This window comes from Streptomyces sp. 4N124, from assembly GCF_052245395.1.
GTDB lineage: Bacteria > Actinomycetota > Actinomycetes > Streptomycetales > Streptomycetaceae > Streptomyces.
This window is the reverse complement of record NZ_JBQQBS010000066.1, coordinates 18,115-44,972: the sequence shown is the minus strand read 5'-3', so window position 1 is coordinate 44,972 and position 26,858 is coordinate 18,115. Positions and strand designations below refer to the sequence as shown.

The following is a 26,858-nucleotide window of genomic DNA, read 5'->3' as shown; positions in this document are numbered from 1 at the left end:
TCACGCCATCTCCTCGCCGAGCGGGTGCGGGTTGGGAGTGATGCGGCCCTTCTTGTCGCGTCCCGGTGGGCTCAGGAACAGTGCCACGCAGCCGGCGAAGAGCGAGATGGAGCCGGCCAGGATGAAGGCACCGGAGTGTCCCCAGGCACTGACGACCACGGCACCCATGCCGGCGCCCAGACCGGACACGAGCTTGGCGCTGTAGACCATGCCGTAGTTGGACGCGTTGTTGTTCTCGCCGAAGTAGTCGGCGGTGAGCGCGGCGAACATCGGGAAGATGGCACCGCCGCCGAAGCCGGAGATCGAGGAGAAGACCAGGAACAGCGGAAGGTTCTTCATGTCGGCCGACCAGAGGATGCCGTACTGGGACAGACCGAGGATGACGCACACGGCGAGCAGGCACCGCTTGCGGCCGTACAGGTCGGACAGCCAGCCGATGACGCCGCGACCGGTACCGTTGACGATCGCCTTCAGGGACATGGCCGTGGCCACGATCCCGCCCGCGAATCCGGCTTCCTCACCGATGTCCACCTGGAAGGCGATACCGAAGATGTTCACGCCGGACGTGCACGCCAGACAGAACCACATCAGCGCCACCCGGCCGGTCTTCCACGCCTCCTTGGGGGAGTACTGCTTGACCGCCGGCGGGTTCATGCGCAGCGAGCGGGCCGCGCGCGGGTCCTTCGGCGGGTTGAGCGGGTCGATCGTCGCGGGCCACCAGTTCTTCGGCGGGTCCTTGAAGAAGTAGCCGGAGCACGCGACCATCCCGGCCAGGAACACACCCACCGAGACCAGCACCCAGCGGAAGTTGGTCAGGTCCATGTAGCCGTTGAAGATGAAGACGAAGGGCACCGAGCCGTAGGCGAAACCGCCGTTGACGAAGCCGGTCTTGCCGCCCTTCCGTTCCGGGTACCACTTGCCCACCATGTTGACGCAGGTGGCGTACACCATGCCCGCGCCCATACCGCTGAACATGCTGAAGCCGATATAGGCGACGACCACGTGCGGCGCGAAGGCCAGTGACAGGTAACCCATCAACGTGCCCGTCGCGCCGAGCATCATCGCCCAGCGGGCCGGCAGTTTTCCGCTCTCACGCAGTTTTCCCGCAGGGAAGGCCACCGCGGCCTGGAAGAAGACCCAGACGGTCATCATCCAGAAGATGTGCATGCTGTTCCAATGGTGCGCGGTGTGCAGGGTGTCCTCGGCGGACGCGAACGCGTACTCGGCGGAGGAGATGCCCATCATGCCGATCCAGGGCAGGATCACCATCCACTTGCGCTTGCGACCCATGATGTCGATGTCGGACTCGCCGATGCGGTAGACGCGTCCGTTCTTGTCGGTCACCTCCCGGTAGGCGGTGACCGATGAAACGTCGGTGGTAGTCACAGTTGGTTGCACCCCTAGCGTCGAAAGTTCTGGCCAGCGCCCCCTGTCCAATGCCTTTCGTGCGCGCGCGGGTCCCGGGGCCGGCCGACGCGCACCGTCGGCCGGCCCCTGCTCCCTCACCTCATGAACCGCCCCCCAACAGCCCAGCCGCACGCGCCCACCGGTACTTCGCGCCGAGCACGGCCACCGGCTTCTCGGTCGTGTACGGGTACGCCACGACCCCCCGCTCGTACAGGTACTGGCAGGCCTCCTCGACCTCGACGTCACCCGCGAGCGACGCGACGACGGGCTTCTGAATGCCGCGCTCCCGGAACTCGGCCACCACGCGCGCGGTGAGCTCGGCGAAGACCATCGGGGGAGTGACGATCGTGTGCCAGTAGCCCAGGACCAGCGCGTGGATGCGCGGATCCTCCAGCCCGAGCCGGATCGTCGCCTCGTACGTCGACGGCGGCTCGCCGCCGGTGATGTCCACCGGGTTGCCCGCTGCCCCGAAGGGCGGGATGAACTTCCGGAAGGCCTCGTCCAGGTCCGGCGGGATCTCCATCAGGGACAGCCCGTTGTCGGTCACCGCGTCCGACAGCAGCACACCGCTGCCGCCGGCCCCGGTGATGATCACGATGTTGTCCCCCTGGGGAGCGGGAAGCACCGGCAACGCGCGCGCGTACTCCAGCATTTCGTTCAGCCCGGGCGCCCGGATGACACCGGCCTGCTTCAGGATGTCGTCGTACACGGCGTCGTCGCCCGCGAGCGCCCCGGTGTGCGAACCGGCCGCCTTCGCGCCCGCCGCCGTACGCCCCGCCTTGAGGACCACGACCGGCTTCTTCGGTACGGTCGCCCGCGCGGCCTGCACGAAGGCGCGCCCGTCCTTGAGGTCCTCCAGGTGCATCGCGATGCACTCGGTGTGCGGATCCTCGCCGAACCACGTCAGCAGGTCGTCCTCGTCCAGGTCCGACTTGTTGCCGAGGCCGACGATCGCCGACACACCCGTCTTCGTGGTGCGCGCGAACCCCAGGATGGCCATGCCGATGCCGCCGGACTGCGAGGTCAGCGCCACCCCGCCCTTGACGTCGTACGGCGTGCAGAACGTGGCGCACAGGTCCTGCCAGGTCGAGTAGTAGCCGTAGATGTTCGGCCCGAGCAGCCGGACGCCGTGCCGTTCGGCGATCGCCACGATCTCGGCCTGGAGTGCGTGCTCGCCGGTCTCCGCGAACCCGGAGGGGATGAGGACGGCGTTGGGGATCTTCTTGCGTCCCACCTCCTCCAGCGCCGAGGCCACGAACTTGGCGGGAATCGCGAAGACCGCCACATCCACCTCACCGGGAACGTCCGTGACACTCTTGTACGCCTTGCGGCCCAGAATGTCATCGGCCTTGGGATTCACCGGATGGATCTCCCCGGAGAAGCCGCCGTCGATGAGGTTGCGCATCACCGAGTTGCCGATCTTGCCCTGCTCGTTGGAGGCGCCGATCACGGCGACCGAGGAGGGCTGCATCAGGCGGCGCATGGAGGTGAGGATCTCGTCGCGCGTGTACGTCCGCCGGGGCGTCGGCTGCGACTCGGCGAGGATGACCCGGATGTCCGCCGCGACCGCGCCCTCGGGGGTGGCGATCACCGGGTTGAGGTCCACCTCGGCGATCTCGGGGAAGTCCGCGACCAGTTGGGACACCCGGCGGATCTGCTCGGCGACCGCCCACCGGTCCACGGCCGGCGCCCCACGCACACCGCGCAGGATCTCGGCCGCCCGGATCGAGTCCAGCATGGACAGCGCCTCGTCCGCGTCGACGGGCGCGAGGCGGAAGGTGACGTCCTTGAGGACCTCGACGAGGACACCGCCGAGCCCGAAGGCGACCACCTTCCCGAAGGTCGGGTCGGTCACCGCGCCGACGATGACTTCCTGACCCTGGGGGAGGAGTTCCTGGACCTGTACGCCCTCGATGCGCGCATCGGCGTAGTAGGCGCGCGCGTTCTCGATGATCTTGTGGAACGCGGCCCGTACGTCGCCGGCGCCCTCGACGCCGACGATCACACCGCCGGCATCGGTCTTGTGCAGGATGTCCGGGGAGACGATCTTCATCACGACGGGCCCGCCGAAGCGTGCCGCGTACGACACCGCCTCCTCGACGTCCGTCGCCAACTCCTCGCCGGGTACGGCGATCCCGTACGCGTCGGCGATCACCTTGCCCTCGGGTGCGGTCAGCGCGGTGCGTCCCTCGGCCCGCACGGCGTCGAGGAGCGTGCGCACCCTCAGGAGGCGGTCTTCGGCCATCACGTCAGATCACTCCGTTCGACTTGAGCAGGCGCAGTTCCTCGTCGCCGAGGCCGAGCTCGCCGATGTAGACCTGTTCGTTGTGCTCGCCGAGCAGCGGTGAACTGCTCACCTCGACGGGCGAGTCGGAGAGCTTGAGCGGGCTGCCGACGGTGACGAACTCGCCCCGCTCGGGGTGCGGCACCGTCACGACCATCTCGTTGGCGACCAGCGACCGGTCCTCGATGATCTCCTTGGTGGACAGGATCGGCCCGCACGGGATGTTGTGCGCGTTGAGCTTCTCCAGCACCTCCCACTTGGGAAGCGTCGAGGACCACTCCTCGATCAGCTGGAACATCTTGTTGAGCTTGGGCAGCCGGGCCTCGGGGCTCGACCACTCGGGGTCGTCGGCCAGTTCGGGCCGGCCGATGAGCTCGGTGATCGGCTTCCATCCGACGGGCTGAACGATCACGTACACGTAGTCGTTCGGTCCGCCCGGCGCGCACTTGACGGCCCATCCGGGCTGACCGCCGCCGGACGCGTTTCCGGACCTGGGAACCTCGTCGCCGAAGTCGTCGTTGGGATATTCAGCGAGGGGCCCATGTGTCAGGCGTTGCTGATCCCGCAGCTTCACCCGGCACAGATTGAGTACAGCGTGCTGCATGGCCACGTTGACCCGCTGACCGCGCCCGGTGTTCTCCCGCTGGAACAGCGCCGCGAGAATCCCCGCCACGGCGTGCACGCCCGTCCCCGAGTCCCCGATCTGGGCCCCCGTCGCCAGCGGCGGCCCGTCCTCGAAACCGGTGGTCGACATCGACCCGCCCATGGCCTGCGCGACGACCTCGTAGGCCTTGAAGTTGGTGTACGGCCCGTCCCCGAACCCCTTGATGGAGGCATAGACGATCCGCGGATTGATCTCCTGGATGCGGTCCCAGGTGAAGCCCATACGGTCGACCGCGCCCGGCCCGAAGTTCTCGACCATGACGTCCGAGCGCCGGATCAGCTCGGTGAGGATCTCCTTGCCGCGTTCGGTCTTGGTGTTGAGGGTGATGCTCCGCTTGTTGCAGTTGAGCATCGTGAAGTAGAGGGAGTCGACGTCCGGGAGGTCGCGCAGCTGCTTGCGCGTGATGTCACCGGTCGGCGCCTCCAGTTTGACCACGTCCGCACCGAGCCAGGCGAGCAGCTGGGTGGCGGAGGGCCCGGACTGGACGTGCGTCATGTCGAGGACGCGGATGCCTTCGAGAGCCTTGGTCATGCCGAGGTCACCTCACTTGTACATCGTCTGGTTCATGGTTCCGGGGGCGTACGCGTCCGGGTCGACCCAGACGTTGATCAGCGACGGCTTGCCCGACTCGCGGGCGCGCCTCAGGGCGGGGCCGATGTCGGCGGGGTCGCGGACCTCCTCGCCGTAACCGCCCAGCATCTGCGCGAACTTGTCGTAGTGGACGTCGCCGAGGGTGTTGCCGACCCGCTCACGTGCCTCGCCGTACTTGGCCTTCTGGCCGTAACGGATCTGGTTCATGGAGGAGTTGTTGCCGACGATGCCGACGAAGGGGAGGTCGTAGCGGACGAGGGTCTCGAAGTCCCAGCCGGTGAGGGAGAAGGCGCCGTCACCGAAGAGGGCCACCACTTCCTTGTCGGGCCGCGCCTGCTTGGCGGCGAGCACGAAGGGGACACCGACGCCGAGCGTGCCCAGGGGGCCCGGGTCCATCCAGTGCCCGGGTGACTTGGGCTGCACGACCTGCCCGGAGAAGGTGACGATGTCGCCGCCGTCGCCGATGTAGATCGAGTCCTCGGTGAGGAAGTCATTGATCTCGCTGACCAGCCGGTACGGGTGGATCGGCGAGGCGTCCGACTTCAGGTTCGGCAGCCGCTTCTCGAGGGCCGTCTGCTCGGCGGCGCGCAGCTCGTCGAGCCACTCCTTGCGCTTCGACGCGCCCCCGTTGACGCGCCCGGAAGCCGCCTCGGTCACCGACTTCAGGACCAGCCCGGCGTCGCCGACGATCCCGAGGTCGATGTCGCGGTTCTTGCCGACGGTCCGGTAGTCGAGGTCGATCTGCACGACGGTCGCGTCCGGTGACAGCCGCTTGCCGTAGCCCATGCGGAAGTCGAAGGGCGTGCCGACGATGACGATGACGTCGGCGCCAGAGAAGGCGTACCGGCGGGAGAGCTGGAAGTGGTGCGGGTCGCCGGGTGGCAGGGTGCCGCGGCCGGCGCCGTTCATGTACGCCGGGATGTTCAGCGTGCGGACCAGCTCGATGGCCGCTTCGGTGCCGCGGGTCGTCCACACCTGGCTGCCGAGCAGGATGGCCGGCTTCTCGGCGTGCACCAGCAGGTCGGCGAGCTTCTCGATCGCCTCGGGGTCGCCGGCCGAGCGGGTGGAGGCGCGGTACGCCCCGGGCTTCGGGACGCGGGCCTTCTCCACGGGCACCTTGGCGTCGAGTACGTCGCGCGGGATCTCCAGGAAGGAGGGGCCGGGCGCACCGTGGTAGCACTCGCGGAAGGCCATGGAGACCATGTCCGCCGCCCGTGCGGTGTCCGGCACGGCCGCCGCGAACTTGGTGATCGGCGTCATCATGTCGACGTGCGGCAGGTCCTGGAGGGACCCCATCTTGTGCTGGGTGAGGGCCCCCTGGCCGCCGATCAGCAGCATCGGGGACTCCGCGCGGAAGGCGTTGGCGACACCGGTGACGGCGTCGGTCGTTCCGGGACCGGCGGTGACCACCGCGCAGCCGGGCTTGCCGGTGATGCGTGCGTAGCCGTCGGCGGCGTGGGCGGCGACCTGCTCGTGGCGGACGTCGACGACCTCGACGCCCTCGTCGACGCAGCCGTCGTAGATGTCGATGATGTGGCCGCCGCACAAGGTGTAGATGCGGTCGACCCCCTCGGCCTTCAGGGCTTTGGCGACGAGGTGACCGCCGGAGATCACGTCCTGAGTGTCGTCGGGCATGGCGAAGTCCTGTCCCTTCATAGGGGGTTGGAGCACTCTCGCGGTACATTGCATACAGTCGACGAATACTGTATGAAGCTTGTTATCCCGCATCCGGTGGGTGGTGTCCAGGGGGCGTGCGGCACTTTTGAGTCAGGAGCCGGAATGGACCTGTACGAGCACCAGGCAAGGGAACTCTTCAAGGAGCACGGCATCTTGGTGCCCCGGGCCGAGGTCACCGCCTCGTCCAAGGAGGCGCGCGAGATCGCCCGCAGGCTCGGCGGCCGGGTCGTCGTCAAGGCGCAGGTGAAGACGGGCGGGCGCGGCAAGGCCGGAGGCGTCAAGCTCGCCGCGGACCCGGCCGCCGCCGAGATCACGGCACGCCAGATCCTCGGCATGGACATCAAGGGCCACACGGTCGGCACGGTGATGCTGGCCCAGCCCGTGGACATCGAGACCGAGTTCTACGTCTCCTACGTCCTCGACCGCGCGGCGGGCCGCTTCCTCGCGATCGCTTCCGCCGAGGGCGGCATGGAGATCGAGGAGGTCGCCGCCACCCGGCCCGAGGCCGTGGCGCGTGTCCATATCGACCCGGCCGAGGGCGTCACCTCGGCGAAGGCCGCGCAGATCGCCGAGGCGGCCGGACTGCCGCCGCAGACCGTCGACGTTCTCGTACGACTGTGGCAGGTGCTGGTCAGGGAGGACGCGGTCCTCGTCGAGGTCAACCCCCTAGTGCGCACCGAACAGGGCCAGATCCTGGCGCTCGACGGCAAGGTCACCCTCGACGACAACGCCCGCTTCCGGCAGGCACGTTGGGGCGACCAGCACGCCGCGCACGACGATCCCCTGGAAGCCGCGGCCGCCGCCAAGGGCCTCAACTACGTCAAGCTGGACGGCGAGGTCGGCATCATCGGCAACGGCGCCGGCCTGGTCATGTCGACGCTCGACGTGGTCGCCGGCTGCGGAGCCCGCCCCGCCAACTTCCTCGACATCGGCGGCGGAGCATCCGCCCAGATCATGGCCGACGGTCTGTCCGTGATCCTCTCCGACCCGGCCGTGAAGTCGGTCTTCGTCAACGTCTTCGGCGGGATCACCGCCTGCGACGCGGTGGCCGACGGCATCGTGCAGGCCCTGGACACCGTGCAGTTGACCAAGCCGCTGGTCGTCCGGCTCGACGGCAACAACGCCGTCCGCGGGCGCGCGATCCTCGACGAGCGCGCGCACCCCCTGGTCCAGCAGGCCACCACCATGGACGGCGCCGCAGCCAAGGCCGCCGAACTCGCCCACGCAGCCTAAGGAGACGGGACATGGCGATCTACCTCACCAAGGAGAGCAAGGTCCTCGTCCAGGGCATGACGGGCGCCGAGGGCATGAAGCACACCCGGCGCATGCTCGCGGCCGGCACCGATGTCGTCGGCGGCGTCAACCCGCGCAAGGCGGGCCGCACCGTCGACTTCGACGACCGGGCCGTCCCCGTTTACGGCTCGGTGCGCGAGGGCATGGACGCGACCGGCGCCGACGTCACCGTCGTCTTCGTGCCGCCCGCGTTCGCCAAGGCGGCCGTCATCGAGGCCGCCGACGCCGGGATCGGCCTCGCCGTCGTCATCACCGAAGGCATCCCCGTCCACGACGCTGTCGCCTTCACCGCGTACGCGAAGGCACGCGGCACACGCATCGTCGGCCCCAACTGCCCGGGCCTGATCACCCCCGGCCAGTCCAACGCGGGCATCATCCCGGCCGACATCACCAAACCGGGCCGCATCGGCCTGGTCTCCAAGTCCGGCACGCTCACCTACCAACTCATGTACGAACTCCGCGACATCGGCTTCTCGACCTGCGTGGGCATCGGCGGCGACCCGGTGATCGGGACGACCCACATCGACTGCCTCGCCGCCTTCGAGGACGACCCCGACACCGAAGTGATCGTCCTCATCGGGGAGATCGGCGGCGACGCGGAGGAACGCGCGGCCGCGTACATCCGCGAGCACGTCACCAAGCCGGTCGTCGGCTACATCGCCGGCTTCACGGCACCCGAGGGCAAGACCATGGGGCACGCGGGCGCGATCGTGTCCGGGTCGTCGGGTACGGCGGCGGCGAAGAGGGAGGCACTGGAGGCGGCGGGCGTCGGGGTGGGAAGCACGCCGACCGAGACGGCGCAACTGGTACTCGCCGTACTGGGCGAGCCGAGGTGACGTCACTCATAGTTGACAACGGGTGACTTTCAGCAGTCTTCGCGCCTCACTGGCGTCCACCGTAGCCATTCACCTACCGCCCCCGACTGTGCACCGAGAGCGGAGCAATCCATGGCAACCACCCTCACCCTCAAATCAGGCACCTCCTGGACCGACGCCTGGCAACGCTGCCTGACCGTGGCTCCCGAGGCCTTCCGGGACGACCGCGTCCTCAACCTCTGGAACTCCGCCTGGCAGGCGGACGGCCGGGCCCTGCCCGCCACCAGCCCCGTCGACGGCAGCCCGATCGCCGGCCCGCCACGCCTGGACCGCACCACCGCCCACCAGGCCGTACGCGCCTCACTCGACCAGCACCGTGCCTGGCGCCACATCCCCCTGGACGAGCGGCGCGCCCGCGTCGCCGCCACCCTCGACGCCCTCACCGCCCACCGCGAACTGCTCGCGCTTCTGCTCGTCTGGGAGATCGGCAAGCCCTGGCGGCTCGCGCAGGCGGACGTCGACCGGGCGATCGACGGGGTGCGCTGGTACGTGGACGGCATCGAGCCGATGGTCGAGGGCCGGGCCCCGCTGGACGGCCCGGTGTCCAACATCGCGAGCTGGAACTACCCGATGAGCGTGCTCGTTCACGCGGTACTGGTACAGGCACTGGCAGGCAACGCGGTCATCGCCAAGACCCCGACCGACGGCGGTGTCGCCTGTCTGACCCTGGCCTGCGCGCTGGCCGCCCGCGAAGGGATTCCCGTCACCCTCGTCAGCGGCAGCGGGGGCGAGCTGTCGGAGGCGCTGGTGCGGGCGCCCGAGGTCGGCTGCGTCTCCTTCGTCGGCGGCCGGGACACCGGCGCCGCGGTGGCCACCGCCGTCGCCGACCTCGGTAAGCGACACGTACTCGAACAGGAAGGACTCAACACCTGGGGCATCTGGAACTACACGGACTGGGACGCACTCACGGCCGCCGTCCCCAAGCTCTTCGACTACGGCAAACAGCGCTGCACGGCGTACCCGCGCTTCGTCGTCCAGCGCGAGCTGTTCGACGAGTTCCTGGCGGCGTACCTCCCGGCGGTCCGTACGCTGCGGATCGGCCACCCGCTCGCGGTCGAGCAGCGGGACGACCCGTACCCGCAGCTGGACTTCGGGCCGTTGATCAACGCGGCGAAGGCCAAGGACCTCCAGGACCAGGTCGCCGAGGCCATCGACCGCGGCGCCGTACCACTGCACCGCGGCCAGCTGTCCGACGCACGCTTCCTGCCCGGCCAGGACACGGCTGCGTATGTCCATCCGGTCACGCTCCTCAACCCGCCCCCCTCCTCCCCGTTGCACCACGCGGAACCGTTCGGCCCGGTCGACACCATCGTCCTGGTCGACACGGAGGCGGAGCTGCTGGCCGCGATGAACGCCTCGAACGGCGCGCTGGTGGCCACGCTGTCCACGGACGACCGGGCGACCTTCGACCGGCTCGCCCCCCAGATCCGCGCCTTCAAGGTCGGCCACGGCAAACCCCGCTCCCGCGGCGACCGCGACGAGCTCTTCGGCGGCTTCGGCGCGTCCTGGCGGGGCGCGTTCGTCGGTGGCGAGCTGCTGGTGCGGGCGGTGACGCGGGGGCCGACGGGGGAGCGGCTGCCCGGGAACTTCCCGGAGTACCAGCTCATGCCGTAACCGATCGACCACCCATGGTGAAAGGCCCGGCAGGGGGTGCGCGCTCGCCCTCCGGCCGGGTCTCACACCGCGGATATGCAGGTGAAGGGCACTGCGAAACCTTGGTATTGTTGTCCGTGTCGCCGCGGGGAACACCCCCGTCAAGGCGGCAGACACCTAGTCCGGGTGGCGGAATGGCAGACGCGCTAGCTTGAGGTGCTAGTGCCCTTTATCGGGCGTGGGGGTTCAAGTCCCCCCTCGGACACTTCCTTTACGCACATGAATGGTGCCGGCTGTGTTGCCGCGGCGCTCTGGCCGGTCGGCCGCGTTCCCGAAGCTAGGGCCCAGAGCGACCGCGTGAACGGACAGACAACGGCCAGTTGGCCGTGGTTGGCATCTGACGACGCATCGGCCGGTCAGAGCACCGCGCCATTCGCTCAGCCGAACAGCCTGCTGAGCAGGCCTGAGCCTGCATCTTGCTCAGGGCTCTCTGCCGCCGGAATCTCGCGTTGGTCGGAAATGCCCCCGATTCGATTCACGCCGTGCTCAGGCAGCGAGCTCGGCATTTCCTGTCCGGCATGCTCTGGCTGGTCATTCCCGGAAGCGGATTGAACGATGCTGCCGCTGTTCTCTTCGTCCTCGGCGGTGGCTGGGCCAATGCTGCCGAGGACTGCTGCGGCAGTCATGGCGGTTACGGTCAGGAGCTTGCGGATGCGCATGTGAGGTGCTCTCCGTTCGAGCGCGGAACGTTGGACGGGCCTATATCATCATCAATTCTGAAATTGAAGCCCAATGCGCCCATCTGTGGGCGAGGCATCCCATAAGGCAAGTGGACGGCGACTTCGGTCGAATGGCGCCGACGGGGAGGTCGAGAGGCGGTTGAAGTGGGCCGCGTCGGCGAACCCCCAGCGAGCGGCGATCGCGCTCACCGGCCGGCCGACCAGCGCCGGATCGGCAGGCCGCGGCGACGAGGTCGACCAGGGCGGTGGAGATCCGGGCCGCTTCGGTGGGGCCGTAGGCGTCCAGGTCGCGTGCCATGCGGGACAGCAGCGCCGACACCAGGGCGCCGGAGCCCTCCTGCCCCGACAGCCGTACGCCGGTCAGCCCGGCGACCCTGGCCGGTGGACAGAAGCAGTTTGAGGTCGTACGTGTCCGCCGCCACGCGGCGGATGAGCGGGGGGGGCGGTGGACCTCGCCCGCACCCGGTACCTGGCCGTGGGCGGCGTACACGACGCCGGCGCTGATCGCGCCGAGGAGCTCACGATGCTTGGGCTGCCAGTAGTCGTGCCGCTCCTTCGCTGCTAGGTCATCGGTGCGGAAGCGATGCAGCCGACCGGTTGTGACGTCCCCGGAGGAGATGAGCCGCTCGCCGAGCCGCTGAGTCGGTCGCACATCCGGAGCCGGGGGAGCACGCTGGAAGCAGCCGCTCGCGATGCACGGGCCCGCCCGGTGCGGGACGAGTACGCCGGTGCACGGGAACAGGACGAGGTGACCACGCATGCGCCACGCGGTGGTGTCGCCACTCCAGCAGGCTTGTCGCGGCTCGCTCGGCCAGGGGCGGAGCGGCGGCGGACATGAACCGTCCGACGGACCCGCACATCCTGAGCCTCCGGGTTCCCCGGCCCACGACGGGCCCGACACGAACGGGAATCACCCGCACACCGGCACCCGCACCCGCGGCCACCGGTCGAGGGACGTGGGCCGCTTCTTCCACGTCAGAGGTTCGCGCGTATGGCGGCGAGGCAGGGAAGTGGAGCTGATGCACCGGGCCATGGGCTTCGCGGCCCTCGGACTGGTGACGATCGCCCCGCTGCTGATCGTGGTCGCGGCAGCGGCCCCGATCCAGGAACGAGGCTTCGCCCTGTGGGTCGTCGACGGCATGGGGCTGTCCGGGCGCTCCGCCGACGCCGTGCAGGACCTCTTCGCCGCACCCCGCAAGGTCCTGAGCACGATCAGCGTTCTGAGCGTGGTGTTGCTCGCGCTCTTCGGCGTGCCGTTCGCGGGCAGTGTCCAGACCGGCTACGAAAAGGTGTGGGACCTGGCGGCCGGGCGCTGGCACACCGTATGGCGACGCGTGGTGTGGCTTGTCGTTCTGACGGCCTACCTCTTCGCCGAAGCGCAGAGCGGGGCCGCCCTGGGGCCGGGAACCCTGCGGTCATGGGCGCGGATCGCGCTGAGCACGCTGCTCGGCGTGCTCTTCTTCTGGTGGGGGCAGCGCTTCCTGCTGGGCGGCCGGATCCCCTGGCGCGCCCTCCTGCCGGGCGCCATTGCCACGATGGTGGGCCTGGGCGGCTTGCGTCTGTTCTCTTCTCTGGTCTTCTCCCCGCTCATCGTGAGCAACGCGGACTCGTACGGTTCGGTCGGCACCGTCCTGATCGTGACGTCCTGGCTCGTCGGTGTCGGCTTCGTCGTCTTCGGTGGCGCCCTCGTCGGCCGCTACTGGTACGTCCACGAACCGCACCACATCCCGCACCCGCACGCTCACCCCCGTTCCCGAAAGCGCTGAATCAAACTTCCTCGACGGGAGGCATGAAGGCCCGCAGCCACCGCTCCGTCTGTGCGACGTGGGCCTGTGCGGCGCCGGCCGCGGCGACGGGGTCGCGGTCGGCGATGGCGGTGGCCAGGTTGCGGTGGTCGGCGTCGCTCTTGCGGCGCAGCTCCGGGCCCTCGGGGAGGGTGAAGACCTGGTACTTGCGGGAGCGGGCCCGGAAGACGGACAGCAGGGACGCCAGGGTGGGATTGCCGCCGATCCGGGCGATCTCGGCGTGGAAGCGGTGGTCGAGTTCGGAGGCCTTGGTGGGGTCGGTGGTGGCCTCCATGGCCTCGATGAGGGAGAAGAGCGCCTCCACGGACTCCGGTGTGCAGCGCGCCGCTGCCTGGGCCGCGACGTGGGCCTCCAGTACCCGCCGGATCTCGTACACCTCCAACAGGCCGGTCAACGGCAGGAGTTCGAGGGTCAGCGAGAGGCTGCCGATGACGTCCTCCGGCCTGAGCTGGGAGACGTAGGTGCCGGAGCCGTGCCGCGGTTCGAGCACTCCCAGGGCCGCGAGCATCCGTACGGCCTCGCGCAACGACCCCCGGGAGACGCCGAGTTCCTCGCAGAGCTCCCCTTCGGGCGGCATGCGCTCGCCCGCGCCGAGGCGCCCCGTGGCGATCATGTGCCGTAGGCCGTGGAACGCCTTGTCGACTGCGGACATCCGACTCCTCCCGTGACCCTGACGGGTCGGCGGCGGCATCCGGACCCTCCGGGAACTGTACCGAGTCGCCGGAGCGTGAGTCATCAGATGTCTTGTGCGTATCGACCCTGAGTCATCTGATGACTTTCGCTGTTCGACCCCTTGATTGCGCGAAAATCGCCTGCCAGGATGCCGAGTCATCAAATGTGTCCTGGCGGGTGTCCGATGTCCTGCCAGGGTGCCCGTCCGGCAGATGTGGAGTCATGTGAGCGAGACCGAGGTCACCACAGCCCCGCGCCCGCTGCTGCTGGCCGACGGCCGGCCCGCCGCCGGGGCCTGGTCGCTGGACCCCGCGATGAAGCACCTGAACCACGGCTCGTTCGGGGCGGTCCCCCTCGTGGCGCAGGAGCGCCAGAGCCGGCTGCGTGCGGAGATGGACCGCTCCCCGGTGGTGTGGTTCCCGGCGTTGCCGCAGCGGATCGCCGCCACCCGGGTCGAGCTCGCCGCCTTCCTGCGGGTCGCTCCCGACGACCTCGCCCTGGTGCCCAACGCGAGTGCCGGTGTCAGCGTCGTGTACGCCGGTCTCTCCCGCCGCCGCGGTGGCGAGATCATCGTCACCGATCACGGCTACGGGGCCGTGACCATGGGTGCCGAACGGCTGGCCCGCCGCTGGGGCGGCCGGGTCCGCACCGCTCGGGTGCCGCTGGACGCGGACGAGGAGCAGGCGTACGAAGCCATCGCCGCCGAGATGGGCGAGGCCACCGACCTCATCGTCCTCGACCACATCACCTCGGCGACCGCACGCCGGATGCCGGTGGAACGGATCGGCGCGGAGGCCCGGCGGCTCGGCATCCCGCTGCTCGTGGACGGCGCGCACGTCCCCGGCCTGATCGCCGCCCCCCTCGACGGGGTGACGTGCGACTTCTGGGTCGGCAACCTGCACAAGTGGGGCTGCGCACCGCGCGGCACCGCCGCGCTGGTCGCCCGCGGAGCGCTACGCGAACAGCTCTACCCCCTGATCGACTCGTGGGGCGCCGCCGATCCGTATCCCGACCGCTTCGACCAGCAGGGCACGGTCGACGTCACCGGCTGTCTGGCGGCGCCGACGGCACTGGACTTCATCGAGCGCACCTGGGGCTGGAGTACCGCCCGCCGGTACATGGACGACCTGGCCGGCTACGGCGAGCGCGTCGTCGGGGCCGCCTTCGCCGAGCTGACCGGCGTCTCCAGCGCCGTCGACGTGGGCATGCCGATTCCCGGTATGCGGCTGGTGCGGCTGCCCGCGGGGCTGGCCGGCAGCCGCGTCGAGGCCGACGCGCTGCGCGACCGGGCGGCCCGGGAGCTGGGGGTGGAGACGGCCTTCACCAGCTTCGGCGGCGTCGGCTACCTGCGGCTGTCCGCCCACGTGTACAACACCGCAGCCGACTACGAGTACTTCGCCGAGGCCTGCGTCCCCGTCCTCGGCGAGTGGGCCCGCGCGGCCCGCGAACAGCCCGGCGCGTCGTAGGCGGCGCGACCCCCCACCCCCCGTCCCCGAAGCCGCTGCCAGCGCGGCCGTATCCAAGGAAGAGGTCGGCACGATGAGAAGAAGGACGGCAGCTCTCGCCCTCGGCACAGCCGGCGCGTTGGTCCTGTCCGGCTGCTCCGCCATGAGTGGTGGTGGGGGCGGCGGAACCGTCACCCTCAACATGGTCGAGAGCCTGACGAACCCCGCCCGCACGGACCTGCTGAAGGACCTGATAGCGGACTTCGAACAGCAGAACCCCAAGATCAAGGTCAATCTGATCTCCCCGCCCACCGAGCAGGCCGACCAGAAGATCCAGCAGATGCTCCAATCCGGCAGCGGCGTGGACACCCTCGAGGTGCGGGACACCACCGTGGGCCCGTGGTCGAACAACGGCTGGCTCTACGACATGAAGAAGGACCTGGGGCCCTGGAAGGGCTGGCAGGCCATGACGGAGAACGCAGTCAAGGCTTCCGAGAACGCCGACGGCAAGACGTACTTCGTCCCGTACGGCTTCTACGGCCTGAGCGTCTTCTACCGCACCGACCTGATCAAGGAGGCCGGCTTCAGCAAGCCGCCGGCCACCTGGGAGGAACTGCTGACGCAGGCCTCCGCCATTCATGACCCGGCGAAGCGCCGGTACGGATACGCCTTCCGCGGCGGGGCCAACGCCAACGGCAACGCCACGGCCGTCATCGAGGCGTACGTCGCCGACGAGATCGACCCCGCCGACGGCTTCAAGCTCAAGGACGGGAGCACGATCTTCTCCGCGCCCGAGGCCCTCGACGCGATGGAGACCTATCTCAAGCTCTTCAAGCAGGCGTCCCCGAAGTCGTCGGTGTCCTGGGGCTACCCGGAGATGGTCGAGGGCTTCTCCAACGGCTCCACGGCCTTCCTCCTCCAGGATCCCGAAGTGATCGCCACGGTCTCGGAGTCCAAGGCGATCGCGAAGGATCAGTGGGACACCGCCCCGCTGGTGGCGGGCCCCAGCGGCAAGACCGTCCAGCCGCTGGCCACCGCCGGATGGGGTGTCGCGGACGGCAGCAAGAACAAGGCCGAGGCCGTCAAGCTGGTCGAGTTCCTCTCCGAGGGTGAGGCGTCGACGACCTTCACCAAGAAGAACAGCCTGGTGCCGATCCTCAAGTCGGCGACCGAGGACCCGTTCTACAAGACCGGCCCCTGGTCCAGCTACGTCACCATGACGGAGCACCCGGAGAAGTACCTCAACGTCAGTCAGCCGCGTGGCGTCGCCTGGTGGACCGAGTGGCAGCAGAAGGCCGATGCCGACGTGCAGAAGATGGTGCTCGGCAAGACGACGCCCAAGGAACTGCTGGCCGGCTGGGACGCGTACTGGACCGAGAAGCGGCAGCAGGAGCAGTAGGCATGCCCACCGCGTCCGAAGCGACGAGTACCACGGAAACGACGAAATCGGCGTCGGCGCGCTCCTCCCGGAACGGGAAGGGGGGCGCGCCGCCCGCCCGCGGCGCGGAACAGGGTCGCCGCAAGCCGGAGTTCACCTCCCGCCGCGGCCTGCTCATCGCCGCTTTCATGGCCCCGGCCGCGATCTTCGTGGCGGTCTTCACGTACTACCCCATGATCGCCGGCAGTCAGATGGCCTTCCGCCACTGGAATCTGACGGATCTGTCCGACACCTCCTGGGTGGGCCTGAAGAACTTCCGCGACGTCTTCGCCGACCCCGCCTGGGGCACCGTGCTCGGCAACACCGGTGTCTGGGTGTTCGGCTCGATCGTGCCCCAACTGGTGATCGGCTTCGCCCTCGCCCTGTGGCTGCGCAGGAAGTTCCGCTTCCGTGGCCTCTACCAGGCGCTGGTCTTCTTCCCCTGGGCGATCTCCGGGTTCCTCATCGGAATCCTGTTCCGCTGGCTGTTCAACAGCGAGTTCGGCGTCGTCAACGACCTGCTGCAGAAGGCGGGACTGATCGACGAGCCGGTCGCCTGGCTGGCCGATCCGGAGACGGCGATGTTCGCCGTCGTGGTCGCCAACGTCTGGTACGGGGTCACCTTCTTCACGATCATGATCCTGGCCGCGCTGCAGTCCATCCCCGAGGAGCTGTACGAGGCGGCGGCGCTCGACGGCGCCGGCAAGGTGCGCACGCTGTTCCAGATCACGATCCCGTACATCAGGGTGACGCTCGCGCTGACCGTGCTGCTGCGGGTCATCTGGATCTTCAACTTCCCCGACCTGATCTTCGGGATGACCGGAGGCGGACCCAACAACGAGACGCACATCGTGACCACCTGGATGATCAAGATCACCCAGCAGGGCGACTACGGCAGGGCCTCCGCGCTCGGCCTCATCGTGGTCGCCACGCTGCTGGTGTTCGCGGTCTTCTTCCTCCTGGCCACGCGCGAGAAGCGGAACGACAAGCGAGAGGTGAAGCCGTGATCGGCAAGGAGTCCACGGCCGGCCGTGCCACCAAGTTCACCTTCCTGGGGTTGTGGCTGGTCTTCACCGTCTTCCCGCTCTACTGGATCACTATTACGTCGCTGAAGGCGCCCGGCGACATCTTCGCCTTCCCGATCGCCTACTGGCCCGAACACTTCTCGCTGGAGAACTACAACGGGCTGTTCGGCAAGGCCGACTTCGGCGTCTACCTCACCAACAGCCTCGTCGTCGCGACCGTCGCGGGCGCGGTGGCCACGGTGATCTCGATACTGTCGGCGTACGTGCTGGCCCGCTTCGAGTTCCGTACGAAGTCCGCGCTGTTGATGGCCGCCCTGGTCACCCAGATGATCCCGACCTTCATCGCGCTGGGGCCGCTGTACCTGCTGATGACCGACCTCAAGCTGGTCGACAACCGGCTCGGGCTCATCCTCGTCTACATCGCCGTCTGCATCCCGTTCTGCACGGTGATGCTCCGCGGCTTCTTCGAGAACATCCCGGACGCGCTGGAGGAGGCCGCCATGATCGACGGCCTGTCCCGGTTCGGGGCGCTGTTCCGGGTGCTGCTGCCGGTGATGCGTCCCGGGATCGTGGCCGCGTTCATCTTCAACTTCGTCAACTGCTGGAACGAGCTGTTCCTGTCGGTGACGCTGATGAACAGCGACAGCAACAAGACCGTCCCCACGGCCCTGAACGGGTTCATCTCCAGCTTCAACATCGACTGGGGCTCGATGTCCGCGGCGGCGGTCCTCACCATCCTGCCCACGATGGTGCTGTTCGCCTTCGCCAGCCGCCACATCGTCCAGGGACTCACCGCCGGTGCGGTGAAGGGCTGAGGGACCGCGCCCCGCCCGCGAGGCGGGGCGCGATTCCCCAAGGGGGGCGGGCGTCAGCAGCTGAGGTTGCCGCCCGGGTCCACGCCCAGGATCTGCGTGAACTGCTGGTACTTGTCGATACGGCTCTGTACCTGCGACGGATTTCCGCCGTTGCACTCCAGGCTGCCGTTGATGCTGCGGATGGTCTCGCCGAATCCCGCGCTGTTGACCATGGCGTTGTGCGGTGTCATGGTCCCAGGCCCGGTCTGCGTGTTCCAGTACCAGAGCCCGGTCTTCCAGGACACGGCGGAGTCGTTCTGCACCAGGTCGGGGTTGTTGAGCAGATCGATGCCCAGGGCGTCGCCCGCCGCCTTGTAGTTGAAGTTCCAGCTCAGCTGGATCGGACCCCGGCCGTAGTACTTGTCGTGGCCCGCGGGGCAGCCGTACGGCTGGCTGGTGTCGCAGTAGTGCGGGTAGTTGTCCGTGTTCTGCTCCACGATGTGGACCAGGCCGCCCGTCTCATGGCTGACGTTCGCCAGGAAGGCGGCGGCCTCTTGCTTGCGCACGGTGTCGCTGCCGGTCGTGGTGAAACCGGGGTAGGCGCTCAGCGCGGCCGTGAGCCCGCTGTACGTGTAGAAGGAGTTCCGGTTCGGGAACATCTGGTTGAACTGGCTTTCACTGACGACGAAATCGGCGGCTGCTGTCGTCTTCTGCGCCAGGGCCTGTGGGGCGAGGGTCGCAAAGGAGAGCAGGGTTGCCGCACCGGCCGCGGTCAGCAGCCCGAGCGTACGTCGACGCATGGGGAATCACTCCATGGATCAGGGTGCGAGAGGGCGGGTGAACTGCCGCTTCAGCTGCCGACGTTGACGTCGATGCAGGCGTAGAAGGCGTTGGAGGTGTCTGCGATGTTCCAGACGGCGAGCACCTTCTGCTGGCCGCTGAGGCCGCCGAAGTTCACCTGGTGAGTGACCGTCGCGCCGGGTTGGGCGCCGTTGTCGTTGAACTCGGCGATCTTCTGTCCGCCGGCGAAGTACTGCCAGGTGCTGGTGGAGTGACGGGCTGTCAGGGTCCACTGGAACTCGGTGGTGCTGCTCACCGGAGTGACCTTCCAGCCCTTGCCGTCGTCGTCGAGCTCGGCGAAGCGGGAGTTGCCGCCGCTGCAGCTGGTCAGCCCCTTCGGGCCCTCGACGCTCTGCGGCTCGTACTTGATGTCGCCGCAACTGACCGTCCCGGCGGCACACTGTGCCTGCCTGCTGGGCGGGTTGGAGATGTAGCCGTGTGCGCTCGCGGACGACGCGGGCAGGCTCACGGCGATCACCGGGGCGAGTGCCGCGCCGACGAGCATGGCCGTCTTCTTCCTTGCGTGCATGTTCTCTCCTTCACTGGAGGCCGTCCCGCGGATGTGCCGGGTTGTGGGGAACCCGGTACGGCGGGTCGGCTCCTCGTGGGTGGGGGACCAGGAGTGCGAAGGGCGGCAGCGCGAATCCCGTGTGCGGACGTGACGGGGTACGCCCGTCCGGAGGGGGCGCGCTACTTGGACTAGACCATACCGGCGGGCGTGGACGCGTCAAGAGTGCTGCGCGAGCCGGAAGTTGGAAGGCGGTCGGCACTGGCGCCGATGTTCCGTCGGGATGGCGCCGCGGTACAAGGGTGCGCCGCGTCGATCGACCTAGGGTGAGCGCCACGCCCCGAAGGCCGTGCCCCTGGGAGGAACTGACGTTGCGCCGTGGGTACAAGTGGGTGGACCGCGAACTGGCCCGGATGGATCCGGAGACCGAGTGGGAGCGGATGATCTCGCTCTACGTCAACCACCGGGTTCCCGAGTTCGCCCTGGCGATGATGATCTATCCGGGCACCATGCACATGATGCAGCCAGCCGTCGGGGCGGCCACGCTGGACCACACAGGCAAGCTGGAGACGAAGCCGCACCGGCGTTTTCAGGACGGCAACGACTTCCTCTTGGCCTGGATGGTCGATGGCGTGTCCAGCGAGGTGGGCCGCAGAGCCGCCGAGCGGCTGAATCGCATTCATATGGCCATCGCCAGAAGGACCCCGCACTTGCCCGGCAACTTCGACGACGTCGACGACTTCGTCTACGCGTTGGTCCTGCTGGCCACCTTCGCCCACCGGCTCCAGATCTCGTTGGGCCTGCCCGGCATGCCCGAGCACATGAAACGCGCCTGGCACCACTGGGCGCAGGCCGTCTTCCGCCTCCTGGAACGCGAATCCGGCCCCCTGGCCGGGGAGGCCTTCCCCGAGGACTGGAACGCGATGGAGGAGTTCGCCCGGAAATTCGACTCCCGGCCGTTCGAACCGACCGAGTCCGGCCACCGTGTTGCCACCGCGATGATGTGCTTCTTCGCCGAGCGCTGGTTCCCGGCTCCGTTCCGTGCCTTCGGTCGTGATCTGACCCGCTACCTCGCCGGAGAGCGTGTCTGCCGTCTGCATCGGATCGGCTGGATCAGCCCTGGCCGCGAGCGATTCGTTCGCCTGTTCCTCAGGACCCTGTTCCACGCCCAGCGCATGCTTCCCGATGCCCGCACACCGCTGACCGAGCGCCTCCGACGGACCCGGCGCACCAACGCCCAGCTCAAGGACCTGGAGCCCTATCAGGCCCCACGGCACCTGCGCTGCGACTGACGTCGCCGTTTCAAGGTTGGTGCGTGACGCTCACCCGCACGGTCAGCGCGCCCCTGTTGTCCTGGAGGCAGCCCTCGCCGTCGTTGATCGCCAGTTGCAGGGTGCCGTTCCTGGCCGCCTGGAAGGTCAGCCTCTGTCCGACGACGTGGACGGGAGAGCCCTGCCCACCGGTGAGGCGCGCCAGCAGGGTGCCGAACGGCGCCGTGGGCTTGATCTTGCAGTCCTTCGCCCCGTCCAGCGACCTGTCGATCTCGGCGTTGTAACCGGCCGGCCCGGTCACGGGGATGTTCCGGAAGTCGACCGTCCACTCTCCCGAGGCGAATCGCACGGTGACCCGGTCTCCCCGCTGGACGGACACATCGGACACCCCCTGCCAGCCGGTGGTGGACTGGACGACCTGGCTGGTGGTCTTCGTCTGTGGGTCTTCCTTGAGCGGTAGCACCCCGGTGAGGAAGAGCCCGCCGCCAACGCCGGCCGCCAGCACCGCCGTACCGGCCATGGCCCATAAAAGCCGCTTGGGGCTCCTCGATCGGGACGGCTGCTGGTGCTGGGGTCTGAGTGACGTCGTGTGCAGCGCCGTCGGCGCTGTCTCCCCGGCTGGGACGAGGCGCTCCTGGCCACTGGTCACGGTGTCCGCGTCGGTCAACGGAGCCGAGGGACGGAGTACGCGCACGGTCGGCGTCGGCAGTGGACCGGCGTCCGCCTCTCCCGCCGCGACACGCCACAGCGCGGGACGCGCACCCGCCGCCGAAAGACGCTCGTCCGGGGACTTGCGCAGCAGCGCCTCGACGACCGGGCGCAACGGGCCGAGCCGCTCCGACAGGACGGGCTCCTCGTACGCCACCGCGTGCAGTGTCGCGGGCCGCGCCGGCCGGCGGAACGGGGACTGCTCGCCGCAGACCGTGGCGAGGGTCGCGCCCAGTGACCACAGGTCGGAGGCCGGGCCGACCTCCCATCCCATCACCCGCTCGGGCGCCATGAACTCGAGGGAGCCGACCAGTTCGCCGGTGGTCGTCAGCAACTCCCCGTCGTCCAGGGCCGCGATGCCGAAGTCTGTGAGGACGGCGTTGCCGTCGCGGCGCAGCAGGACGTTGGCGGGTTTCACGTCGCGATGCAGGGTGCCGGCCGCGTGTACGGCCGTGAGCGCGTCGAGCAGTTGCAGACCGAGGGCGGCTGCGTGCTGTGGTGTGAGCGGTCCGGTCTCGGCGATCTGGTGGGCGAGTGACGGTCCTTCGACGAGTTCCATGACGATCCACAGCCGGTCCTCGGCCTCGACCAGGTCGTGGATGCCCACCACATGCGGGTGCGGCACCCGGGCGACCGCGCGAGCCTCCCGGATCGCGCGGCGCACCCGTATGCGGTGCTCCTCGTCGCCGTGGGTGAGGATGTGGAGTTCCTTGGCGGCGACCGGGCGATCCAGCAACTGGTCGTGGGCCCGCCAGACCGTGCCCATACCGCCTCTGCCCAGGATGTCGTGGAGCAGATATCGACCGGCGATCAGCCGTCCTGAGCCGCGTTGCGAATGTGTCGCCGCCTGAGGATCGCCATCTCCCGATATCACGCGCTCTCACATTTCCTTCCCGGCGATTCGGTCACACGCCGGTCGTCGTTCGCTTGAACTTTGAACGGGGCTGAGCTTAGCGGAGCGCATAGTGGCCGGAGGCTGGTCCGGTGCGTTTGCAGCCAGTCGTCGAGCGATGTCATCCGGGGCTTGATCCGAGTTTTGTCCAGAGTGCATCGTCGACTCAACCAGCGGTCCGGCCGCGTTGCACATACTCCAGTGATGCGGATCCATACGCGTGCGTACACGGTCGGTTCGTGTCAGCGGCCGGGACCTGCCGGCCCACGTCCGGTCGAGCGGGCGTACTCGGTGGGTGTCTGGCCGTAGTGCTTCTTGAAGGCGCGGGTGAAGTGGCTGCTGTCAGCGAAGTGCCAGTGGGCGGCGAGCTCCGAGATGCTCGGTCGGTCGGACGGCGCGGTGAGCGCGAGCCGGGCTTCTTCCAGCCGCCGGTGACGGACGTAGGCGCTCACCGAGTCTCCCGCCGCGGCGAACGCCCGCTGCAGGGTGCGTACGGAGACGTTGAGTTCATGTGCCAGCATCGCCGCGGACAGCTCGGGCTCGGCGAGATGGCGGTCCGCGAGGTCCTTCGCGGCCTGGGCGAGCGCGGGAGCCAGCCTCGGTTCCACGTCGTCGAACCGGCGTAACGCCACCGCCTTGGCCAGCTCGATCAGAGTGCTGTGAGCGGTGTGCACACCGGCTGGACTGAGGTCGGCGATGGTGGCGTGGACCATGTTCGTGTGGGCCACCAGCAGGCGCACCTCGGCCGAGTCCGCCGGCCCGGTGATGCCCCGGTCCCCGAGCAGTGGTGTGAGCGCACCGGAGAGCAGAGTGAGGATCTTCGCCGTGGTGTGCGGCGGCGCCTCGAAGGATGAGGGCCGCTCGAAGCGCCGGATGAGGAACTGCCCGGCCGATACGGTCTGTTCGTCGCGATCGGGTGGGCTGCCCACCGTCCATGCGCCGCGCCGCACCACGTACATCCGTACGTGATCCCTGTGGTTGTGCCGGCCGCCCGCGGTCCGGATGGCCGACGCACCGTAGAGATCGAGGATTCCCGCGTCGCGCACCTTGGCGACGCGGCTTCTGACCCGGAAGTCACCGGTCGTGGCCGGGCTGAAGGTCGGCATCGGCCAGCCATCGCCGAGCTGTGTTCGCCACCCGCGCCGGAAGGCGTCGAATCCCCGCGGTGCGGCGCCCGGGCTGGTGGAGTCCACGGCGAACGCCCCGCGCGCCCCGTCGGCTTCCGCTCCCGTGCTGTTCATCGCCGGCCGATCCCTCTCGTACTCCTTGCTTTCCTTGTTCCGACGCTGACTTGTGGCGTTGAGGTTCCGCCCGGATGACGCTGAGGTTCAAGCGCGTGCCGCACCGGCCTTCATAGGCTATGGCGGCAGAGGTAGACCCGGGCCGTGGCCGTACCGGGTCCCGACGCACACGAAAGACAAGAAACTCGTGATCCAAGAGAACTCCAGCCTCGCGGTCGAAACTGGCGCTGAGACAGCACCCGCCGGTATGGACACACTCAACGAGGTGATCGACAGCGTGCGGATCGGGCGTGCCGAGGCCTGCCGGGTCAAGGAGTCGGGCTCCTGGGGCATGCGATTCCCCGCCTTCGCGGACAGCGGGTTCCACATCCTCCTGCGGGGCAGCGCCTGGCTGATCACGGCCACCGGCCGGCCACGTGCGCTCAAGACGGGCGATGTCGTTCTCGCCCCGTTCGGCGCCGAGCACGGACTCAGCCACGAACCGTGCCTGCTCAAGGACTTGCCCCCAGCGGTCATGAGCGAGCACCCGCACGGTCCCGGTCCGGCCGACGTCGAGTTCCTCTCTGGCGCGTACTGGCTCGACCATGGGCAAGTGCACCCCTGTCTCGGAGCGTTACCCGAGGTCCTCGTGGTGTCGCCGGACTATGAACGCGCCTCACGTCTGTGGTCGCTGGCCGATCTGCTGGGTGTGGCCGTGTCCGGTACTCAACCGGGCAGCGGGGTGATCCGCCCCGCGCTACTGGACCTTCTGCTGACCCACGTCCTGCGCCAATGGCTGGAGTGGAATCGTGCCGCGGACCGACCGGAGATCGGCGATCCCGCCATCTCTGTCGCGCTGCGTGAGATCCACACGAGCCCGCACAAGCCGTGGACGGTACAGCAGCTCGGCCAGACGGTGGGAATGTCGCGGACAGCCTTCACCAAACGATTTACCGCGCTGGTGGGAAAACCGCCCATGACGTACGTGACCGGGTGGCGTCTGCGTTATGCGGCCCGACTGCTCCGGGAAACCAATGCGCCGCTGGCGACGATCGCCCGTCAGGTCGGCTACTCGACGGAATTCGCTTTCGGAGCCGCTTTCCGCCGTGAGTACGGCATTGCACCCGGCCGCTTCCGTGGTCTCGGATCTCGCCAGGTTCGTGGAGCACAGGGCAAATGACTTCGGCTGATGGCACCAGCGGTTGTTAAGCGGTGCTCACTGCCGCAGGGGCCAGAACTGGAGCAGGAACCGTTCGATGCCGTGCGGGACGGCGTCCGGATCGTCGGTCAGGAGGGCGTCGAGTGTGTCGCCACCGGTCCTGTGGGCCCGTACGGCGTAGTGGCCGGGCGGGCCCACCGCCAGCGGATCGCCGGCGACGGCGCCGCCGCTGAAGGGCAGGATCGCCACGGTTCCGCCGGAGAGGTGGAGCGACGTCTGCCCCGTGTCGGTCCATGCGCTGTCCGGTGGCCTCGGTGCGGGGTGGTCCCACGACTCGACGCGGACGGACGGGTAGTGCAGGAGCGCGTCCGAGGCGCTGACCAGGATCACGATGTTGTCCGCGGCCAGCAGCCAGGGGGCCCCGGTGGCGGCCTGGGCGGCGACGGCGCTGCCGCCGCCGTCCAGGTCCTCCACCGTCAGACGGCCCTCGTCGATGACGACTTCCGCTTCGGTGCCGTCGGCCGGCTGTTCGGTGCTCATGAGGCGGTGGTGACCTTCAGGGGGTGAGGGCGGCTGTCATGGGATGCGGATGGCGGTCACGGGACGATGTTGACGTAGAACTCGTCCTGGTCGCCCATCAGGATGCGGTCGTTCTTGTAGAAGTCTTTCAGCTGGTTGCCGGCGGCGATGTTCTGCTGCGCGTTGACCCAGGCCACGGAGCCGTTGCCGATGATGTTGCCCTGGGCGTCCTTGGCACCGAGCCCCTCTCGGGTGGAGGCGAAGGGGAACTCGTCGGCCTGGACGTCGGGTGACGGCTTGGGCGGCAGGTCGTCCGGGCCGTTGTACGGGGCGTTGCGGTCCCTGATCTTCCGCTGCTCGGCGCGGTTCGCCACGTACTCGGGTGAGCCGACGGCCACCCGGTGCAGGCCCGGATCGCCCCAGACGCCGGTGTACCTGCCCGGGATGGTCTTCGGCGTGCCCTGGTTGGGATAGGTCTCGGCGGGCCGGTTCAGCGCGGTCTCCAGGTGCTGGGCGACCCCGGCCGCCGGGCCGGACTTGCTGTAGGTGATGTACGGCATCACGTCGTCGTTGACGCAGGCGCGGGGCGTCCAGCCGCCGTAACCGGGGGCGGTCCCGGCGGAGTCGCAGCGGATGTGGTGGTCCAGGCCGACACCCGGGATGGTCGCCTGGCCCGAGGTGGTGACGAGCTGCCCGGAGAAGTTCCAGCGGTGGCGGGCGACCCGTTCCGCTCCGAGGCCCTGGTCCTGCGAGGTGATGTCCCAGGACACGAACCCGGTCAGATCGCGCCAGGTGAGCAGCCAGTTGTTCTTGTCGCCGGCGTCGTTGCCGGTGACGTCGCAGGCGGCCTGGCAGCCGAGGCTGATGCGCATGTCGGTGAACGAGTTGATGACGCCGCCGCTGGTATTGAAGTCGTCGACCTGGAAGAAGACCCGCACCTTGCGGTCCGCGGGGTCGGCGTAGGCCAGTGCGGTGTAGGTGATGTCGGCTCTGCTGACGGAACCGTTGGTGACGATCTCGCCGTAGCTGGTGGTGTGCTGGCACCACACGCCACGGTTCCAGACCCGGCCCTGTTCGCTGTTCGACTCGGGGTCGTTCTGGCACTGCTCGACGAAGTTCGCGTCCGGCTCCTCCGGCAGGGCGGCTGCTGCTGTGGGCGTGGGTTGCGTGGTTGCCTCGGTGTCCGGTGTCTCGGCCGCCGCCGAAGGCGGGCTCAAAGGCAGCGTCAGTACTGCGGCTGCCGCGGCGGCTATGAACCCTAATGCGCGTCGCATGGCTCCCCCTTGGAATCCATCGCGGGCTGTGGTCCTTGGTCGTGCATCACCAGCCTCGTGCGGACTCCTCGGCACCTTTTGTGCTTTCGCATCCCTTTCACGACAGCGTTTCGACCGGGGCACGGAGCGTTGCAAGCGAAGTGCGGGGGCGCAGTTGCGGAGAAATACGGTGGCCGTGATTCACC

At 68.6% G+C, this 26,858-nt stretch carries 22 protein-coding genes and 1 tRNA gene; 11 read left to right on the top strand and 12 right to left on the bottom strand.

What is annotated here, in order from left to right; translation table 11 throughout:
• The 4 genes from ACTWQO_RS41260 to ACTWQO_RS41245 form a co-directional block, all read right to left on the bottom strand.
• A complete protein-coding gene (locus ACTWQO_RS41260; RefSeq protein ID WP_443242515.1) occupies positions 1 to 1,386 on the bottom strand; it encodes an OFA family MFS transporter in 1,386 nt (461 codons plus the stop codon).
• A gap of 121 nt (positions 1,387 to 1,507) precedes the next feature.
• Positions 1,508 to 3,652: an acetate--CoA ligase family protein gene (locus ACTWQO_RS41255; protein ID WP_443242514.1), complete on the bottom strand. Its 2,145-nt coding sequence runs from the start codon at positions 3,650 to 3,652 to the stop codon at positions 1,508 to 1,510.
• 4 nt (positions 3,653 to 3,656) lie between these two features.
• Positions 3,657 to 4,886 carry a formyl-CoA transferase gene (gene frc, locus ACTWQO_RS41250; RefSeq protein ID WP_443242513.1) on the bottom strand — a complete coding sequence of 410 codons (1,230 nt, stop codon included), beginning with the start codon at positions 4,884 to 4,886 and terminating at the stop codon, positions 3,657 to 3,659.
• Positions 4,887 to 4,898: 12 nt separating this feature from the next.
• Positions 4,899 to 6,581 carry a thiamine pyrophosphate-binding protein gene (locus tag ACTWQO_RS41245; RefSeq protein WP_443242512.1) on the bottom strand — a complete coding sequence of 561 codons (1,683 nt, stop codon included), beginning with the start codon at positions 6,579 to 6,581 and terminating at the stop codon, positions 4,899 to 4,901.
• Positions 6,582 to 6,725: 144 nt separating this feature from the next.
• Here ACTWQO_RS41245 and sucC point away from each other — a divergent pair, with 144 nt between their 5' ends.
• From sucC to ACTWQO_RS41225, 4 genes are all read left to right on the top strand, one after another.
• On the top strand, positions 6,726 to 7,856 hold the full coding sequence (gene sucC / locus ACTWQO_RS41240) for an ADP-forming succinate--CoA ligase subunit beta (protein ID WP_443242511.1): 1,131 nt from the start codon (positions 6,726 to 6,728) through the stop codon (positions 7,854 to 7,856).
• An 11-nt stretch (positions 7,857 to 7,867) separates the two neighbouring features.
• Entirely contained in the window at positions 7,868 to 8,752 is an 885-nt protein-coding gene (sucD, locus tag ACTWQO_RS41235) for a succinate--CoA ligase subunit alpha (protein ID WP_443242510.1), read from the top strand.
• Positions 8,753 to 8,863: 111 nt separating this feature from the next.
• Complete coding sequence (locus tag ACTWQO_RS41230; protein ID WP_443242509.1) at positions 8,864 to 10,405, top strand: aldehyde dehydrogenase family protein; 1,542 nt, start codon at positions 8,864 to 8,866, stop codon at positions 10,403 to 10,405.
• 159 nt (positions 10,406 to 10,564) lie between these two features.
• Positions 10,565 to 10,649: transfer RNA gene (locus tag ACTWQO_RS41225), tRNA-Leu, on the top strand.
• A gap of 172 nt (positions 10,650 to 10,821) precedes the next feature.
• Here the strand turns inward: ACTWQO_RS41225 and ACTWQO_RS41220 are convergent.
• The gene (locus ACTWQO_RS41220) at positions 10,822 to 11,103 is read right to left on the bottom strand and encodes a hypothetical protein (RefSeq protein WP_443242508.1); all 282 of its coding nucleotides are present in this window, start codon (positions 11,101 to 11,103) and stop codon (positions 10,822 to 10,824) included.
• A 977-nt stretch (positions 11,104 to 12,080) separates the two neighbouring features.
• On the opposite strand from ACTWQO_RS41220, the gene ACTWQO_RS41215 reads away from it, so the two are divergent.
• Complete coding sequence (locus tag ACTWQO_RS41215; protein WP_443242525.1) at positions 12,081 to 12,890, top strand: YhjD/YihY/BrkB family envelope integrity protein; 810 nt, start codon at positions 12,081 to 12,083, stop codon at positions 12,888 to 12,890.
• A 1-nt stretch (position 12,891) separates the two neighbouring features.
• Here the strand turns inward: ACTWQO_RS41215 and ACTWQO_RS41210 are convergent, their stop codons facing one another.
• Positions 12,892 to 13,581: a FadR/GntR family transcriptional regulator gene (locus tag ACTWQO_RS41210; protein ID WP_443242507.1), complete on the bottom strand. Its 690-nt coding sequence runs from the start codon at positions 13,579 to 13,581 to the stop codon at positions 12,892 to 12,894.
• 244 nt (positions 13,582 to 13,825) lie between these two features.
• Here ACTWQO_RS41210 and ACTWQO_RS41205 point away from each other — a divergent pair, with 244 nt between their 5' ends.
• The 4 genes from ACTWQO_RS41205 (at position 13,826) to ACTWQO_RS41190 (ending at position 18,303) form a co-directional block, all read left to right on the top strand.
• Positions 13,826 to 15,067: an aminotransferase class V-fold PLP-dependent enzyme gene (locus tag ACTWQO_RS41205; protein ID WP_443242506.1), complete on the top strand. Its 1,242-nt coding sequence runs from the start codon at positions 13,826 to 13,828 to the stop codon at positions 15,065 to 15,067.
• 73 nt (positions 15,068 to 15,140) lie between these two features.
• Positions 15,141 to 16,445 (top strand): ABC transporter substrate-binding protein, encoded by a 1,305-nt coding sequence (locus ACTWQO_RS41200; RefSeq protein WP_443242505.1) that lies wholly within the window; start codon positions 15,141 to 15,143, stop codon positions 16,443 to 16,445.
• Positions 16,446 to 16,447: 2 nt separating this feature from the next.
• On the top strand, positions 16,448 to 17,470 hold the full coding sequence (locus ACTWQO_RS41195) for a carbohydrate ABC transporter permease (protein ID WP_443242504.1): 1,023 nt from the start codon (positions 16,448 to 16,450) through the stop codon (positions 17,468 to 17,470).
• Complete coding sequence (locus ACTWQO_RS41190; RefSeq protein ID WP_443242503.1) at positions 17,467 to 18,303, top strand: carbohydrate ABC transporter permease; 837 nt, start codon at positions 17,467 to 17,469, stop codon at positions 18,301 to 18,303. The genes ACTWQO_RS41195 and ACTWQO_RS41190 overlap by 4 nt, the downstream gene beginning before the upstream one ends.
• Positions 18,304 to 18,356: 53 nt before the next feature.
• On the opposite strand, the gene ACTWQO_RS41185 is transcribed toward ACTWQO_RS41190, so the two are convergent.
• Positions 18,357 to 19,082, bottom strand: a complete 726-nt coding sequence (locus tag ACTWQO_RS41185; protein ID WP_443242502.1) for a chitinase — start codon at positions 19,080 to 19,082, stop codon at positions 18,357 to 18,359.
• A 50-nt stretch (positions 19,083 to 19,132) separates the two neighbouring features.
• On the bottom strand, positions 19,133 to 19,651 hold the full coding sequence (locus tag ACTWQO_RS41180; RefSeq protein WP_443242501.1) for a lytic polysaccharide monooxygenase auxiliary activity family 9 protein: 519 nt from the start codon (positions 19,649 to 19,651) through the stop codon (positions 19,133 to 19,135).
• A 350-nt stretch (positions 19,652 to 20,001) separates the two neighbouring features.
• Here ACTWQO_RS41180 and ACTWQO_RS41175 point away from each other — a divergent pair, with 350 nt between their 5' ends.
• Positions 20,002 to 20,922 (top strand): oxygenase MpaB family protein, encoded by a 921-nt coding sequence (locus ACTWQO_RS41175; RefSeq protein WP_443242500.1) that lies wholly within the window; start codon positions 20,002 to 20,004, stop codon positions 20,920 to 20,922.
• 10 nt (positions 20,923 to 20,932) lie between these two features.
• Here the strand turns inward: ACTWQO_RS41175 and ACTWQO_RS41170 are convergent, their stop codons facing one another.
• Together ACTWQO_RS41170 and ACTWQO_RS41165 are read right to left on the bottom strand one after the other, a co-directional pair.
• Positions 20,933 to 22,483, bottom strand: a complete 1,551-nt coding sequence (locus ACTWQO_RS41170; protein WP_443242499.1) for a serine/threonine-protein kinase — start codon at positions 22,481 to 22,483, stop codon at positions 20,933 to 20,935.
• 260 nt (positions 22,484 to 22,743) lie between these two features.
• Positions 22,744 to 23,742 (bottom strand): helix-turn-helix domain-containing protein, encoded by a 999-nt coding sequence (locus tag ACTWQO_RS41165; RefSeq protein ID WP_443242498.1) that lies wholly within the window; start codon positions 23,740 to 23,742, stop codon positions 22,744 to 22,746.
• Between the two features lie 247 nt (positions 23,743 to 23,989).
• Here ACTWQO_RS41165 and ACTWQO_RS41160 point away from each other — a divergent pair, with 247 nt between their 5' ends.
• Positions 23,990 to 24,901, top strand: coding sequence for an AraC family transcriptional regulator (locus tag ACTWQO_RS41160; protein WP_443242497.1), 912 nt, complete (start codon positions 23,990 to 23,992; stop codon positions 24,899 to 24,901).
• Positions 24,902 to 24,937: 36 nt separating this feature from the next.
• On the opposite strand, the gene ACTWQO_RS41155 is transcribed toward ACTWQO_RS41160, so the two are convergent.
• Positions 24,938 to 25,420: a hypothetical protein gene (locus ACTWQO_RS41155; RefSeq protein WP_443242496.1), complete on the bottom strand. Its 483-nt coding sequence runs from the start codon at positions 25,418 to 25,420 to the stop codon at positions 24,938 to 24,940.
• A 56-nt stretch (positions 25,421 to 25,476) separates the two neighbouring features.
• Positions 25,477 to 26,673 (bottom strand): NucA/NucB deoxyribonuclease domain-containing protein, encoded by a 1,197-nt coding sequence (locus tag ACTWQO_RS41150; protein WP_443242495.1) that lies wholly within the window; start codon positions 26,671 to 26,673, stop codon positions 25,477 to 25,479.
• Positions 26,674 to 26,858: the final 185 nt, after the last annotated feature.